The 15,280-nt window shown below is 64.7% G+C and carries 13 protein-coding genes; 4 read left to right on the top strand and 9 right to left on the bottom strand.

From position 1 onward, the window contains the following. Nucleotides 1-2: 2 nt before the first annotated feature. Entirely contained in the window at nucleotides 3-2,075 is a 2,073-nt protein-coding gene (locus BMY29_RS03425; protein ID WP_049989233.1) for an alpha-glucuronidase family glycosyl hydrolase, read from the bottom strand. Between the two features lie 146 nt (nucleotides 2,076-2,221). Here BMY29_RS03425 and BMY29_RS03420 point away from each other — a divergent pair, with 146 nt between their 5' ends. Further along, nucleotides 2,222-2,992 carry an IclR family transcriptional regulator gene (locus BMY29_RS03420; protein WP_049989232.1) on the top strand — a complete coding sequence of 257 codons (771 nt, stop codon included), beginning with the start codon at nucleotides 2,222-2,224 and terminating at the stop codon, nucleotides 2,990-2,992. A gap of 463 nt (nucleotides 2,993-3,455) precedes the next feature. Then, nucleotides 3,456-4,226, top strand: coding sequence for an SDR family NAD(P)-dependent oxidoreductase (locus BMY29_RS03415; protein WP_049989231.1), 771 nt, complete (start codon nucleotides 3,456-3,458; stop codon nucleotides 4,224-4,226). A 9-nt stretch (nucleotides 4,227-4,235) separates the two neighbouring features. Here BMY29_RS03415 and uxaC read toward each other — a convergent pair whose 3' ends face one another. Both uxaC and BMY29_RS03405 read right to left on the bottom strand, forming a co-directional pair. Further along, nucleotides 4,236-5,603, bottom strand: coding sequence for a glucuronate isomerase (gene uxaC, locus BMY29_RS03410; protein ID WP_049989230.1), 1,368 nt, complete (start codon nucleotides 5,601-5,603; stop codon nucleotides 4,236-4,238). A 58-nt stretch (nucleotides 5,604-5,661) separates the two neighbouring features. After that, nucleotides 5,662-6,600 (bottom strand): mannonate dehydratase, encoded by a 939-nt coding sequence (locus tag BMY29_RS03405; RefSeq protein ID WP_049989229.1) that lies wholly within the window; start codon nucleotides 6,598-6,600, stop codon nucleotides 5,662-5,664. Nucleotides 6,601-6,649: 49 nt separating this feature from the next. Between BMY29_RS03405 and BMY29_RS03400 the strand changes: the two genes are divergently transcribed. Continuing rightward, nucleotides 6,650-6,982 carry a hypothetical protein gene (locus BMY29_RS03400; RefSeq protein ID WP_049989228.1) on the top strand — a complete coding sequence of 111 codons (333 nt, stop codon included), beginning with the start codon at nucleotides 6,650-6,652 and terminating at the stop codon, nucleotides 6,980-6,982. 171 nt (nucleotides 6,983-7,153) lie between these two features. Here the strand turns inward: BMY29_RS03400 and BMY29_RS03395 are convergent, their stop codons facing one another. The 5 genes from BMY29_RS03395 to BMY29_RS03375 form a co-directional block, all read right to left on the bottom strand. Next, nucleotides 7,154-7,531, bottom strand: a complete 378-nt coding sequence (locus BMY29_RS03395) for a hypothetical protein (RefSeq protein ID WP_049989227.1) — start codon at nucleotides 7,529-7,531, stop codon at nucleotides 7,154-7,156. Nucleotides 7,532-7,658: 127 nt separating this feature from the next. Beyond that, nucleotides 7,659-9,881, bottom strand: a complete 2,223-nt coding sequence (locus tag BMY29_RS03390; protein ID WP_049989226.1) for an ABC transporter ATP-binding protein — start codon at nucleotides 9,879-9,881, stop codon at nucleotides 7,659-7,661. Between the two features lies 1 nt (nucleotide 9,882). Continuing rightward, nucleotides 9,883-10,899: an ABC transporter permease gene (locus BMY29_RS03385; RefSeq protein WP_173424876.1), complete on the bottom strand. Its 1,017-nt coding sequence runs from the start codon at nucleotides 10,897-10,899 to the stop codon at nucleotides 9,883-9,885. Then, nucleotides 10,889-11,887: an ABC transporter permease gene (locus tag BMY29_RS03380; protein WP_049989224.1), complete on the bottom strand. Its 999-nt coding sequence runs from the start codon at nucleotides 11,885-11,887 to the stop codon at nucleotides 10,889-10,891. The genes BMY29_RS03385 and BMY29_RS03380 overlap by 11 nt, the downstream gene beginning before the upstream one ends. Before the next feature lie 43 nt (nucleotides 11,888-11,930). Further along, a complete protein-coding gene (locus BMY29_RS03375; RefSeq protein WP_049989223.1) occupies nucleotides 11,931-13,604 on the bottom strand; it encodes an ABC transporter substrate-binding protein in 1,674 nt (557 codons plus the stop codon). A 340-nt stretch (nucleotides 13,605-13,944) separates the two neighbouring features. Here BMY29_RS03375 and BMY29_RS03370 point away from each other — a divergent pair, with 340 nt between their 5' ends. After that, the gene (locus BMY29_RS03370; RefSeq protein WP_081985424.1) at nucleotides 13,945-14,178 is read left to right on the top strand and encodes a hypothetical protein; all 234 of its coding nucleotides are present in this window, start codon (nucleotides 13,945-13,947) and stop codon (nucleotides 14,176-14,178) included. Nucleotides 14,179-14,208: 30 nt separating this feature from the next. Here the strand turns inward: BMY29_RS03370 and BMY29_RS03365 are convergent, their stop codons facing one another. Beyond that, nucleotides 14,209-15,123: a HEAT repeat domain-containing protein gene (locus BMY29_RS03365; RefSeq protein ID WP_143067645.1), complete on the bottom strand. Its 915-nt coding sequence runs from the start codon at nucleotides 15,121-15,123 to the stop codon at nucleotides 14,209-14,211. Nucleotides 15,124-15,280: the final 157 nt, after the last annotated feature.

Raw genomic sequence — 15,280 nt, 5'->3', positions numbered from 1 at the left:
GGTCAATTCGCTCGCGGGACTCGACCGCGCTCGTCGGGAATTCCGGAGTGCTCGTAGAAGAACGAAACCAGCGTGTCCCGCCATATCGCGGCGTGTTCGACGTGTTCGTCGAAGCGTTCCATCGTGTGTCGGTACCGCTCGTGATCGATCTCACCCTCGAGCGACGCCCAATCGGCGCGAAGCTCTCGCACAGTCTCGACCCCCTCGAAACAGTTGTCGTAGAGCCGCTGCACGACGGTCGTTCCATCCTCGAGTTCGTGCTCCCACGGGAGATGATGGAAGAACAGCAGGAGCTCTTCCGGACAGGTATCGACCGATTCGTACCGTTCGGCGACCGGGTCGCGAAACTGCGGTGCGTAGCCGCTTCCGGCCGACGTTCGGTCGACGCCGATCCCGTCCGCGGTCGCGCCGTGGTAGCCTGGCCACTCCTCGGGCGAGGGATCGTAGTGGTTCTCGAGGAACTCGCTGCCGTTGTCCATCATGTGCATCAGGCCGAGCCCGCCGGTCGTGTACTTGATCGTCGCCTCCCAGGACGCCATGAGGATGTCGGAGACCGTCTCGACGACCGCCGGCTCGGTGCCGAACGTCAGCCGGACCCACTCCTCGGTGATCGTCTCGGCGTCGAGATCCGGATTCCACGCGAGCCGGCCGAACCCGTATAGATTCGCCTGGGAAAGGTAGTGGCCGGTCCAGTTGTAATCGTCCCCGACGGCGCCGACGCCGGCGATCCCTTCCCCCTCGTCTCCGAGGACGTCCGTGACCGCGGTGCCCTCGCCGTCGACGTCGAACTCGAGGATCTCCTTCCACATCGGAACGTGATAACAGCAGTGAACGCCCTGCCCGGTGTACTCCTGCGTGATCTGGAGCTCGCACCCGACGTTCGTTTCGGGCATCGCGCCGAACAGCGTCGAGACGGGTTCTCGCGGCTGAAAGTCGATCGGGCCGTTCTTGATCTGGACGGTCACGTTGTCGTGGAACTCCCCGTCGAGCGGTGCGAACGTTTCGGCGGCCTGAACGGCTCGGTCTTCGTGGGACCCGTAGACGAACGCTCGCCACCACACTCGCCCGCCGTGGGGCTCGAGGGCACGCGCGAGGACGTTCGCGCCGTCGACGTGATCGCGGTCGTACTCGTAGGGACCGGGTTGTCCCTCCGAGTCGGCTTTGACGAGGAAGCCCCCGAAGTCCGGCACGCGCTCGTAGAGCTCGTCGGCCTTCCGCTTCCACCACGCCTCGACCTCGGGATCGAGCGGATCGGCGGTATCCAACTCGCCGATCCGCATCGGCGCCGCGAAGTTGACCGAGAGAAGCGTCCGAATCCCATAGCGGCGGAACAGTCCCGCCAGGCTGGTCAACTTCTCGAGGGAGCGAGTCTCGAGCAACCGCCACCCCTCGAGTTCGTCGTGTGCGGGATTTGCGCTCTCGCGTGGGGGAAGCTGCGTGTTGACGTTGTTTACCACGACGCCGTTGATCCCGACGGAGGCGAGCAATCGGGCGTAGTCCTCGTACCGGGGTCGCAACTCGGGAAGCAGCTCCCAATCGAAGATCGACTGTCCCGCGTAGCCGCGCTCGACCGACTTGCGAAACGGGTTGTCCCAGTGGTCGATCAGCCGGTCGGCGGTGGCGGGTTCCTCGATCACGTCGAGGTCGTCGATCGGCCGGCCGGTCGCCAGCAGCCGGAGGAGGTGGAACGTCCCGTACACGAGCCCCCGATCGGTCGGGGCGGTGACGACGAGGCAGTCGGCGCCGTTCCACCGCCCCGTTCGCATGCAGTACCCGCCATCGGCGAGCGATTCGACCGTTTCGACGGCGACGATGTCGCGGACGACCGCCATCTCGTCGGGCGTCCCGATCGCCAGGAATCCGTCGACGGTTCGGGGCGGATGGTGCCAGAGGTGGGGTTCGCGCCCCAGAAGGCCGCCGATTCCCCGTCGGAGTTCGTCCCGGACCGCGCCCAGTTCCGGGGCGCCGTCGGAGACGTAGGCGTGCTGGCAGTAGCGGCGATGTGACGCCGGACGATCCCCCTCGTCGATTCGATCGTACCGGAGCCAACAGTCGTCGTACTCTTCGAGTGGCATACGGACCGCCGTTCGTCAACTGCAGATAAAATAGTGGCGGTTGGTACCGAGTACAACGGTATCGAGGGACGTGTTTGCAGCGAACCGGTTTCGGCAGTTCAACAGTAGTGGAAAGGAATATTATCGTCGATCCTATCATATAATTCATGATCGATCCGCAAACGGGGGCATCGGGAAAGACGGTCGGGGCGGTCGAACGAGCCTTTTCGATCGTCGACGCCCTGCGCGAAGCCGGCGGCATGACGGTCTCGGAAGTCGCCGAGTCGTTCGATATGCCTTCGAGTACGGCCCACGTCTATCTCAAGACCTTACGATCGGTCGGATACGTTATCAAAGACGACGGCGAGTACCGACTCGGCCTGCGATTCTTCCGCGACGGGATCGCCGTTCGGCGGGAGAACGGCGCGTACATCAGTTGCGAGAGCGAGATCGACGAACTCGCGGCGGAGACGGGCGAGGTTGCGAACCTCGGCGTCGAGGAGAACGGACAGCGGGTCCTCCTCTACCAGGCCGAAGGCAGCGACGCGGTCTACGACAACGCACCGCCTGGCGAGTACACGAATATGCACTGGACGGCGCTCGGAAAGGCGCTCCTCGCCCACCGCCCGGAATCCTACATCGACGACGTCATCGACGTTTACGGGCTGCCGGCGCAGACGGACCGGACGATCACCGACCGGGACTCGCTCGCGGCGGAACTGGAACGGATTCGAGACCAGGGATACGCGCTGGAAGACGAGGAACGCCGAGCGGGAATCCGATCCGTCGCCGTTCCAATCATAGTGGATGCCGGCGTTATCGGAGCGATCTCCCTCTCCGGTCCGAAGAGCAGGCTCAGCGACGATCGAATCGGCGAACTGCTGGATTCGCTTCGAAACACGGCCAACGTGGTCGAATTGAAGTACACGTACACCTAAGCCGCCGGCTCGACCGAAGCGGGAATGGCGATCATTTCCATTACACTCGTACAGCTGTAAACAACCCCGAGAGACCGCGACGATTCCGTTTGCAGAAGTGGATGTCTCCCAGACTATATCCCGAGGATCGTCCACCAATCGGGATTGAAGGGACATTATTCTTGACTGGTGCGTGCTAACAGGTTGCTTTCGGTCACCCTCGATGCTCGCGCGGACGGGATCTCGGGAATCCACTAGTAGTGGATCAGAGATTGGGACGACGTTCGCCGAATGTCTGCACGGTCCGCGAGTTCCGGCGCTTCGGGAGAAGTAAGCGTGCGAATTCTCCGCGGAGCGGATCGCTGCGGCGGAATGTCCGATAGATCGCGGCGTCGAACGGGCGGCCCGAGCCGGCGCCGTTCGCGCTTCTATCAGCGTGAGTGTCATAGAAATACATAAACAATTGGCCGAGGAACACGGCGGTATGGATACCGAACCAAATGCGCCCGTGAGCGTCGACGGAAAGACCGCGGTCGTCATCGGCGGGACGCGAGGAATCGGACGCGCGATCGCGCTCGGATTCGCCGCGGACGGAGCGGACGTCGTGGCGACGAGCCGATCGCGGGACGCCGTCGCGGACGTCGCGGCGGAGCTCCGCGAGCGCGGCGCGGCAACCGCGGAGCTCACGTGCGACGTGACCGACACCGAATCGATCGAAGCGCTCCGAGACGCCGCTATCGAGACGTTCGGGGGCGTCGACGTCCTCGTCAACTCGGCGGGAGCGGTGGCGACGTCCGCCGTGACGGAGCTGAGCGACGAGGAGTGGCAGCGGGACATCGACGTCTGTCTCACGGGCGTCTTCCGGGCGTGTCGGGCGTTCGGGCGAGCGATGAGCGAGGGGAGCATCATCAACATCTCCTCGATGTCGGCCGACCAGGCCCGCGAGGAACGCGCGGCGTACTGCGCCGCGAAAAGCGGCGTCAACGGGTTGACTCGCGCGGTGGCCGCGGACCTTGCGCCGGACATCCGCGTGAACGCCATCGCGCCCGGGTTCGTCAAGACGGAGATGGCCGGACCGAAGCTGGACGACGGGACGGCGTTCCGCGAGACCGTCGACGAACGGACGCCGATGGAGCGCGTAGCGACGCCCGACGAGATCGCGGGGACGGCCGTCTACCTCGCGAGCGACGCCGCGTCGTTCACGACGGGCGAGATCATCACGGTCGACGGCGGCTACGACGACAGCGCACAGTAACGGGAGCCGCTACAGTCCGTAGAGCTCCTTCGGCCGATCGTACGCCACGTGTTCGACGAGTCGCTCGGCGTTGTCGAAGGGGATCCGTCCCCGCTCGACCATCTCACCGACGACGGTCGCGAGCGTCCGGCGAAACAGCTCGAACCGAGAGCCGTAGGAGACGACTTTCCGGGAGTCGCTGACCATCCCGGCGTAGTTGGCGAGCAGGTCGACGGCCGCGACCCGCTCCAGTTGGTTTTCGATCCCGAGCGGACTGTCGTTGAACCACCAGGCCGGTCCGATGCTCACGTTGGGATAGGCGCGGGCCACGACCGTCGCGCTCGGGTAGTGCATCGGATCGAGCGTATAGAGGACGATATCCATCTCGCCGTCGAAGGCGTCGAGGAAGTGATCGAGCCCCGAGACCAGGTCGACGTCCTGCGTCGAGACGTCGCCGCCCGCGTTCTGGCCGACGGTTTCGAAGAGGGACTCGCGGTAGTCGCGAACCGCGCCGATATGGAGTTGGGTCACCCAGCCGGCATCGTTGTTCAACTCGCCGACGAAGTCGAGGAGGTACGCCTTGTAGTCGCGGATTTCGTCCTCGTCGAGGCTCGCTCCGCGCCGCGCGTTCGCGTAGACCTCGCGGGCGCGCTCGTCGCTCACGGGCTTGGAGACCGGATCGGTCCCCATTCCGATGTCGCACGCGACGCAGCCGTGGTCGACGAAGTAGTCGTGCGTCTCCGCGAGGGCGTCGAGGAACCCCTCGAAGCGGTCGACGTCGCCGTCGGTCACCGCGTCGAGCTCCGAGACGAACGTCGACCACTCGGGACGCTCGATCTTCAGCGCCCGGTCCGGCCGCCACGTTGGGCGGACGTCGACGTCGGCGACCTCCTCTTCGGCCCGCTCGTGGTATTCGAGTCGCGACGTCGGGTCGTCGCTGCTGCAGAGGACCTCGACGTTCATCTCGCGGAGGACCGCCTGTGGCCGCATCCCCGGGTCGTCGAGTGCCGCCTTGGTCCGCTCCCAGATCTCGTCGGCCGTCTCCGCGTTCAGGGGCTTCTGGATCCCGAACCGCCGCTTTAGGTCGAGGTGAACCCAATCGTAAGTCGGATTCCCCGCGAAGTCCGGAAAGACCGCGGCGAGAGCGTTCCACTTCTCGCGGTTGTCGGCGTCGCCGGTGATCTTCTCCTCGGGGACGCCGCGTTTGCGCATGAGCTGCCAGACGTAGTGGTCGGTCGCCCCCTCGACCTCCCAGACGTCGGTCCAGGGCTCGTTCTCGACGACCGCCGCGAGGTCGATATGGGTGTGCGGATCGACGATCGGGCGGTCGGTGATAGCCTGATACAGGTCCGCGGCGACCTCCGTGTCGAGGAGATACCGCTCGTCAATGAATCCCATGACCAAGTGTGCTTCGAGAATACTGATAAAACTTCGGACGGGACCGCCGGGAGCGCGGTCAGGAGCGCACGTTCTCCAGCAGTCCCTTCATGTATCCGACGGCGAACAGCCGGCCCATATCGGTGTAACCGGCCTGCGCTTCCTCGCGATCTCCCTCGTCGAGCATCTTCGGAACGTGGTCGGGGCGGATCGGGCCGTCGAACCCGACGTCGCGGTAGGCCGCCATCGCCGCGAGCATGTCGGTCTGTCCCGCTTCGTGCCACGTCTCGACGAACTCCTCGGCGGTCCCCTCCACGTCGCGGAAATGGACGAAGTGAATTCGGTCGCCGAACCGACGGATCGTCGCGGGAACGTCCGCGCCCATCGCCGCGAAGTTCCCCTGACAGAACGTCAACCCGTGGTTCGGGCTCTCGTAGAGGTCCAGAATCCGCGCGACGTTCTCCACGGAGTTGACGAGTCGGGGGACGCCGTGGACGGACTCCGCCGGCGGGTCGTCGGGGTGGAGCGCGAGTTCGACGCCGGCTTCTTCGGCGACAGGAACGATCTCGTCGAGGAAGTACTCGAGGTTCTCCCACAGTTGCGCCTCCGTGACGTCGACCGGGTAGTCGGGCGCGCGTTCCGCCTGGTCGTGGTCGTACGCCGTCGTTCGAGAGCCGCCCCGGAGGGGAACGGCGTCGGCCGTGCGGACCACGCCGACCGGGTTCTCCGTCCACACCCAGGAGTAGACGCTGATACCGGCCTGGCCCATGTTTCGGAGCAGCCGCTTGACCGTCTCGATCTCCTCGTCACGTCCCTCCCGACCGAGCACCGTCTTCGTCATCGGCGGTCGGTCCTCGACGACGTCGAGCGACAGTCCGTGGTCCGCAAACCGGTTCCGGGTCCGGAGCAGCGAGTCGAACGTCCACCACTCGTCTGCCCCCCAGAAGCGGACGACGGCCGTCGACAGCCCGAGTTGCCTGGCGAGCGTCCACCGCCGGTCGGGGGACGGCGGGAGCATCAATGTCGGTCTCACAGAATCTCTTTCGGAAAGACCGCTAATAGATGTTATGCGACGACTCGTCGCATCCGGTCCGCCGGATACCGGAGAGCGCGGTCTCCGAAGCCGCGACCGAAGTACCTACTATAATTCCGACTGGACGCTGCGGCCACACGGCGAGCAGTACCGTGAACTCGTCTTCGAGGAGTGGTGGACCGACGAACGCGGCGAGACCGACGAGGACGGCATTTACACTATACGTGGTTTCAACGGAAGCTACAGGATTACGGCCGAAAAGGGAGCCCTGTCCGGCCAGGCGGCCGTCACGTTCGACGACGAGAACGGCTCGGTGACGATCGAACTTACCCCGCCGTCGGAGAACGGGGCGGAGAGGCGTAACTGACCGTTCGGAAGCGAAATCGCGATCCACCAGTTCGGGACGCAATTCGGCTTCGATGCCGATCCCGGAAACGCGACCGCGCGAATGAACTCCACGAACGGGGCAAATCGGATCCTGCGCCGGGTTCGCGAAGCGGTTTCGGTGCCGCCGATCGAACTGGATCGACCGAACCGGCTACGGCGGTCCCTGCTGCTCGCCGTCGGGCGACGCGGACTGCCCCTGCTGTTCGAGGATGTCGACGAGCCGGTCGGCGAACTCGACCGTCCGCCTGGGCAGCCCGTACCGGTCCGTTTCCATGTCGTACTCGCGGAGCTCCGAAACCAGTTCGTCGGTGTGGGGAAGCGTCGTCACCGCCTCTCGAACGTCGATCTCGAGCACGCCGTCGTCGGTTTCCAACCACGGCTGCGTTCGTTGTTGCCGGTCGTACTCGATCGAATGCGTGTCGCCGCCGATCGCGCCCACGACGTCGTCGACGGCGCCGACCTCGAGGCGATCGCCGTCGGCGACGAGGAAGAGCGTTCCGTCCGAACACTCCGGCGTGTACCGTGTCATCAGTACGGAGTACGGCCACCCGCATAATAATAGTGTTGACACCTGGCAAGGACGATCCGAGAACCGCAGGAGCGAGAGCCGAGACCAGGCCGGAAGCGTCGACGAACGCAAAGGGAACCGCCGCGTTTCAGTCCCGCTCGATGTCTTCGGGCTGCTTGACGGCCCCCGCTAAGGGTTCGCTGTCCCAGTACTCGTGGGTCGGGTCCTCGCGGAAGCACGCGGCCTTCCCGTCTCCATCATCGATCTCCCGGAGGGCCGGACGCTGCTCGCGGCACGCCTCGCGGGCGACGGGACAGCGCGTGTGGAACCGACAGCCCGACGGCGGATCGACCGGGTCCGGGACGTCAACCGCTCTGAGCGGCGGGTCACCGGCCGCCATCGAATCGAGATCGAGATCCGGGGTCGCCCATCGAAGCACGTCGGTGTACGGATGGCGAGGATCGTGGATGAGCCGTTCGGCGGAGCCGATCTCCACGATCTCGCCCAGGTACATGACGGCGATGCGACCGTCGCCGTGCTCGGCGAAGTAGCGCGCGTTCGAGAGGTCGTGGGAAACGAAGAGGAACGAGGTTTCGAACTCCGACTGGAGCTCCAACATCAGATCCATGATCTCGATGCGCAACGAGACGTCGACCGCGCTGATGGCCTCGTCGGCGAGGATCGCGTCCGGATTCATCAACAGGGCGCGAGCGAGCGCGACGCGCTGTTTTTCCCCGCCCGAGAGCTGATGGGGGTACCGGTCGAGGAACTCCTCCGCCGGGGCCATGCCGATCCGTTCGAGCAACGAGTGCATCCGCTGCCGGCGCTCGTTCCGATCGATGTTCGGATGGGTGTGTCTGAGCGACTCCGAGAGGATGTCGACGACGCGTCGGTTGGGGTTGAGCGCGCTCCCCGGATCCTGATGGATGATCTGGAGCGCCGACCGAACGTCGTCGTAGGGAATTTCGCCGTCGCCCGCTTTCGCCTCCCAGATATTCTGTCCGCGATACTCGATCGAGCCGCTGGTCGGACGCTGGAGGCCGATCAGCGTCTTCCCCAGCGTCGTCTTGCCGCAGCCGCTCTCGCCGAGCAGACAGACGAGATCCTGCTCGTGAATATCGAGCGAGATGCCGTCAACCGCGCGGACGACCGTCGGGTCGTCGGTGAACCGTTCGATCAGTCCCTGCTCCTCGGTGAAGTGGACCTCGACGTCGTCGAGCGACAGGAGCGGCGTCTCGCTCGCCCGTTCGGTCCGCGCTTCGACTACAGACGTCGACGGATCGGCGGAAGAGACGGGCTCGAAGTCGTCGCTCGTCTCGTCGAAATTGAGCCGGATCTCCTCGCGGGCGGTCTCCCAGTGGTGACACGCGGCCCGGTGATCGGCGCGGCCCTGGTCGACCGGGGCTAACGGCGGATCGGTCGTCCGACACGCTTCGGTCGCGAGCGGACACCGCGGCTCGAACCGGCACCCGGATGGAACGCTCACGGGCGCGGGGCCTTCGCCTTCGATCGGCTGCATCTCCTCGAGGGGCGCATCGATATTCGGCGTCGCGTTCAACAACGCCCGGGTGTACGGGTGGGCGGAGTTACCGATGATCTCGTCGCGCGGACCGATCTCGGCGAACTGGAACGCGTAGATGATGGCCATTCGATCGGCGAGCGAGGCGACCAGCGGCAGGTCGTGGGTGATGAAGACGATCGTCAGGTCGTACTCGCGCTGTAAGTCGTCGAGCAGCGTCAGGATCGACCGCTGCATCAGCAAGTCGAGCGCGGCCGTCGGTTCGTCCATCACCAGGACCTCCGGGTCGAGGACCATACTCAACGCGATCAGGGCCCGCTGTTGCATCCCGCCGGAGAGCTCGTGGGGGTACGCGTCGAGCACCCGCTCCGGCTCGAGATAGAGGTTCTCGAGGAGTTCGCGGGCGAAGTCGAGCCCGTCCGAGACGTTCTCGTCGTGGGCCGTGAGCGTCTCCTCGAAGTGGGCTCCGATTTTCATCGTCGGGTTGAACGAGCTCATCGCGCCCTGGAACACCATCGACACCTCCTCCCAGCGGAACCGTCGACGTTCCTCGTCGCTCAACGCCAGGAGGTCGATCGACTCTCCGTCCTTCGGATGGTATCGGATGTCTCCGGTGAGGACGCCGGGATCCGGGATGGCATCGAGCAGTGCGGACGCGAACATCGACTTCCCGCTGCCGCTCTCGCCGACGATGCCGAGGATCTCGTGGCGCTCGATGCTGACGTTGACGTCCTCGAGGACGCGCGTTTCGCCGTCGTCGTAGGTGACGCTCGTGTCGTTGATTTCGAAGATCGGATCTTCGACGGTCGCTCGCGAGACGGCTCGGTCGCCGGATGAACTATCGGTAGCCATATTATATCATCTCCGTCGTCGACGTGTCTGTGTCCTCCGTTACGGACTCGGAGTCGCCGGTGAGTCGGGTCCGGACTCGTGGATTGAAGATCCGGTCCATCCCCTGGCTCAACAGGATGAGCCCGAAGGCTAACCCGACGATGGCGACGATCGGAACGAGGAGCCAGTGGAACGCCTGCATCGTGAACAGGCCGCCCTGATAATACGCGTTGTTCAACGTGACGCCCCAGTTCTGCCCGGAATAGGGCAACACGCCGATGAAGTACAGGCCGACGGACGCGAAGATCGTGTACCGCGCGGCGAGCACGAAGTTGACCATCACGTACGGCATGATGTTCGGCAGCACGTCCTTGATGATGATGCGGGGCGTACTCGTCCCCATCGTTCGGGACGCCTCGATGTAGCTCGCTTCTCGTATCGAGAGGACCTGCGACCGTATCGAGCGGCCCAGGCCGGCCCAGTAGTTGATCGTCAGGACGACCCCGAGAAGGAGCGGGTTCTCCGGACTGAGTGCGATCGCCAAGACGATAACGAGCGGCAGCCCCGGAATCGCCATGAAGAAGTCGGAGATCGCCGTGATGACGGTGTCGACCGTCCCGCCCTTGTATCCCGAGACGGTGCCGACCGCGACCGCGAGGGTGGTCGCCCACACCCCGCCCGCGAGCACCATCAGCAGGATAAACGGCGTCGAGTCGATAATCAGGGCCAGCAGGTCGACCCCCGAATTGGTCGTCCCGAGCGGATACTGCATGTTCTCGAACGGCCTGAGGAACCGTTCCGCCTGGTTCGGACTGGGATCGCGCCAGAGACCGAGCACGTCTACCAGCGCCATGAAGAGGTAGACGCTCAGGATGAGGATCCCGAGCCGGGTCCGTCCGTCCGACCACGCGACGATGGCGGGCACGCGGATCTTCTGCTCGTACAGTTCGCTCAGCCGGTCGCGCCGACTCATCTCGACGTTCGACGTCTCCGATCGCCAGTCGATCCCCTCGGCGGCGGAGTCCGGTTCAGTACTCATTCGAATCACCTGCCGTGATGCGCGGATCGATCAGTCCGTACGTCAGGTCGGCGACGTAGACCGCGACGACGAGCGTGACCGTGATGACGAGGAAACATCCCATCATGAGCGGGTAGTCGTTCGCGTTCACCGCCTGGATCATGTAGTAGCCGAGCCCGGGGTACGAGAAGATTTCCTCGAGCACGACGGTGCCGCCGAGACGGAACCCGATCAACAGGAGCAGTCCCGTATACATCGGCAGGATGGCGTTTCTGGCGACGTACCGAGTGGCGATGCGACTATTTGAGAGGCCGCGAAGCCTGGCGACTTCGACGAACTCTTCGCCGAGCACTTGAATCCCGTTCCCACGCATGTTGAGCGCCGTCGATCCGATGCCGCTGATCGTAAACGCCAGGATGGGTAACGCAGCGTGGCGGAGCACGCTCGAGAGGTACGCGGGACTGAGCGAGGCGTCGACGCCTCGGTCGACGGCGTTCCCGGTCGGAAACAGCTGGAGTTGAAACGCCAGGAAAAACAGGAAAAGCACCGCGAAGATGTAGTACGGAACCGACATCAGGAAGATCGACCCGCCGGAGGCGAGCCGGTCGAATCGCGACCCTTCCCAGTACGCCTGGAGCGCGCCGATCACCACGCCGACGACGAACATCAATATCGTCGACGTCACGACGAGGAAGACGGTCCAGGGAAGCGATCGGGCCAGCACGTCCATGACGGGTTCGTTGAGCGAGATCGACTGGCCGAGGTCCAGTTGGACGACCCCGATCAGATAGTCGAGGTACTGTTGCCAAAGCGGTGCGTCCGGCCTGATGTTCTGCAGCGCCTCGATACGCGCATCGACCTGCTCGGCGGGAACGCCCTGTTGGAGCAGTTGGATTCGTAACTGCGTGAACGGACCGCCGGGAAGCAGTCGGATCAGGCCGAAGGTAAGCGTCGCCACTGCGAGGATCGTTAACGGGATCTGTATCGTCCGTTTGAGGTAGTAGTTCATTTGTAGGTTGCTGTGATGTCGGGATCACGTCACCGGCTCAGCGTTAGCTCCGGGGCTGCAGTTCACCCTCGTGGACCCACCAGAACTGCGGCCACTTGACCCGTCGGTTGGGGCTGTCCTCGTCCGCGACCGTCCACTCGTCGTCGGTCACCCAGGACTGCTCGTACTTGGATACCAATCCGAGGAACGGCAGTTCGATGTGGCTGTGCCACGCCGCTTGCTGGACGTACGGCCGCGCCTCCTCGTCGTTGGGCTGTCTTGCGATCTCCTCGGTCACCTCGAGCGGATTGAGCGTCAGCTCCCCGCCGTCCCTGTCGGGAATCGTCTGTTCGGAGTCCGCCTTCGATCGGTAGTTGTGGCCGCCGCCGATTTCCTCCTCCCACAGCTGGTAGCGCAGGGGGAAGTACGGGAACGACGACCGCGAGCCGCCGGGCAGCCAGTAGAGGCTCCCCATCGAGAAGTTGCTGTCGGAGTACTGGCTGAACCAGTCGTTCGTCGGCTTCGTGCTGACCGAAAAGTCGAACCCGAACTCGTTCAGCTGGGTGACGACGGTCTGGGACATGGTCGTCCAGTCCGTCCAGCCCGCGGGCGAGTAGTACTCCCCGCCGATGGCGTTCCCGTCGGCGTCCCGCCACGTGCCGTCTTCCCGGGTGTAGCCGGCGTCCCGGAGCAGGTCGGCCGCCTCCTCCGTCTGACCGGACCCGGCGCCGTAGGTTTCGAAGTCGTCGTACCAGTCGCCGAGCCAGTACTCCTGATCGCGGGGTGCGATACCGCAGGGTGTCGGGGTCACGAACTTCGATCGCGGACCGGCGTTCTCGACGATCGCCTCGCGATTGATGACGTGTGCGACCGCCTGTCGGACTTCCCGCTGTCCGAAGTGCGGGTCGTCGTGGTTGAACACGATGCCGTAGCCCCACTTGGCCGGGATTTGGACCTCGACGACGTGGTCCGGGAACTGGTCGACGATCTCCGGCGGCGCGAACAGGCTCGGCGCCGCGTCGGCTTCCGTCCCCGACATCAACGCCTGGTGCTGTGCGGTGTTCCCGCCGTAGCTCTCGATCAGGAACGTCTCGATATCGACGTCGTCGGCGTTGTAGAACTCGGGGTTAGGTTCGAACTCGAACGCCTGGCGGTCCTTGCTCACGAACGAGAACATGCCGCTGGCGACGGGGTCGTCCCACTCCCACCGGAGGAACTCCGACTCGTCCGCGTCCAGCCACTGCTCGTGGGTCTCCGCTTTTGTATCCACGAGGAAGTTCGTGAGTTCGAACTTGATGATTTGGGGGTTCGTCGGTCCCGAGAGGAGCAGGCGAACGGTCTTGTCGTCGACGATCTCGTAGTCGTCGAGATAGCCCCATAGCGAGCTGCCGGTCTTCTCCGCGAGTTGGAGTTGGACGTCGAGGTCCTCGGTCGTCCACCCGTCGCCGTCGTCCCACGCCAGGTCGTCGCGGAAGGTGAGCGTGACTTCCTCGTCCTCGATTTCCAGGTCGTCGAGCGCTCCGAGCAGGAACTCGTTTTCGGTAAACGAGTACTTCATGAACGGAGCGAACACCGATCGGCCCGCGGGCCACCTGTAGTTCTGGATCGCCGAGGTATTGAAGTGGAGATCGGCGGGATTTCCGGTGTACGCGTTGACGAACGTGCCGTCGTCCGTCCCGCTGCCGCCGACGCAGCCGGCGAGCGCGGCCACACCGGACGCCCCTGCTATCGTCACCATCTCCCGGCGACTGACCACATCGCTGTAGTCATCCGGGCTGCTATCAGACACCATGACGTGGAATAGATAATCATAGTTAGCAATAAACATTATGATGCTTATTTTCAATGATATTCCTTCGGGACGGGGCGAGCGGAGCAGGCCGTCTCGCTCCCACAGGGATATCCGGTAGTATCGGTGTGACGGGATCGAACTACTGACGGCAAGCCGACTAGCGCCCGCCGAAACACCTCGTCTCCGCCGGCCCCGAACCGACCGAGTGACGGCCGGCAGTAGCGGCGCGAGTGACGGTAGGGAGGACACCAGTAGGTTTTTACAATGAGTTCACAATTCACATGCCATGTCGAAGACGTCGACGCTGCTCGACCTCGTCGCCGCTCAGCGCGAGCAGATGAAGGTCGTCCTCGCGCTGCTGATCGCGTCTGGGTTCCTCCTCGCGCTCTCGATCCCGTTCGTCGAACCCGGCGACGAGGCGTTTCCCATCCTCGTCATCGATATCGTGCTGGTGGTCGGAGCGTTCGCCTGCTTCAGCGTAACGTACTGGTACTGCACGAAACGCGCGATGGACGACTGATCCTCGCTCGCCGTCGGCTCGCGACCCGGATCACGACGGCTCGGCGAGGAAGCCCGCGGTCACGGCCGCGAGTTCCCGAACGTCGTCGTCGGCGTCCCTCGCGGCCACCGCTCGAAGTTTCGGCGCGACCGTTCCGTCCCCGAGGTGCCCGAGCGCTCGAACGGCGCGCGCACGGACGACGACGCTCTCGCGGTCGAGACAGGCGACCAGACGATCGGTCGCGGGGGCGACGGCCGTCGGGTCCGCCGCCGCCAGTTCGGCGAGCGCATCGACGGCGCCGCCGGCGACGACCGGGTCCTCGTCGTCCACCAGCGCGACGAGGTCCTCGACGGCGGCAACGACCGATTCGGGTTCCGCTTCGGTGGTGGCGACGACGACGTTGACGAGCGTGCGACGACCGGCGATTCGCCGGTTTCGCTCTTCTTCCTCGTGGTTCCGAAGCGTTCGTCGGGTCACCTCGTCGTCCACCACGTCGCTGAAGTCCCGACCGTTCGGGTCGACCTCGGCGGCTCGGACGGCCGCGATCAACTGCCGTGCGGACGGCGCGACGAGATCGGGTCGCGACACGACGAGCGTGCCGAGTGCGGTCGCACCGGTCAATTGCACGTCCGCGATGTCGCTGTCGACGGCACTGACGAGGTCGGTAACCCGGCCTTCGAGCGCCGCCGGATCGCTTTCGGCGACGGCGTCGAGGACGGCGATCGCGCGCAGTGCGATCGCGGCGTTGTCGTCGGCGGCGAACGACGCGATCGCATCGAGGTACGGGCGGACGGCGTCGACGTCCCTTTCCAGAAGGGTCTCGCAGACCGCCACGCCTCGCTGTCGGATCAACGGATCGGCTGACGAGAGGGCGGTGCGAACCGCCGCTTCGTCGAGGCCACCGCGGGGTATCGATTCCGACTCGGAAGCGATCCCATCGAGTAGCTCCGATGAATCTGTCGGCATGGCCGTGTGATACGCGTCGGCGGGTAAATACGTGTGGGTTTGACTACCGCACCAACCGTCGGCACCACTGACCGAGGACGATCCACGTCGGCGGGCCGTCCGTCGCACCCGAACCTGGAGTCAGGACCGATCCAGACGGGACCGACACCCAGCCGCG

This window comes from Natrinema salifodinae (assembly GCF_900110455.1).
GTDB classification, from domain to species: domain Archaea; phylum Halobacteriota; class Halobacteria; order Halobacteriales; family Natrialbaceae; genus Natrinema; species Natrinema salifodinae.
The sequence above is the reverse complement of the archived record's forward strand: the minus strand, read 5'-3'. Positions and strand labels throughout refer to the sequence as shown.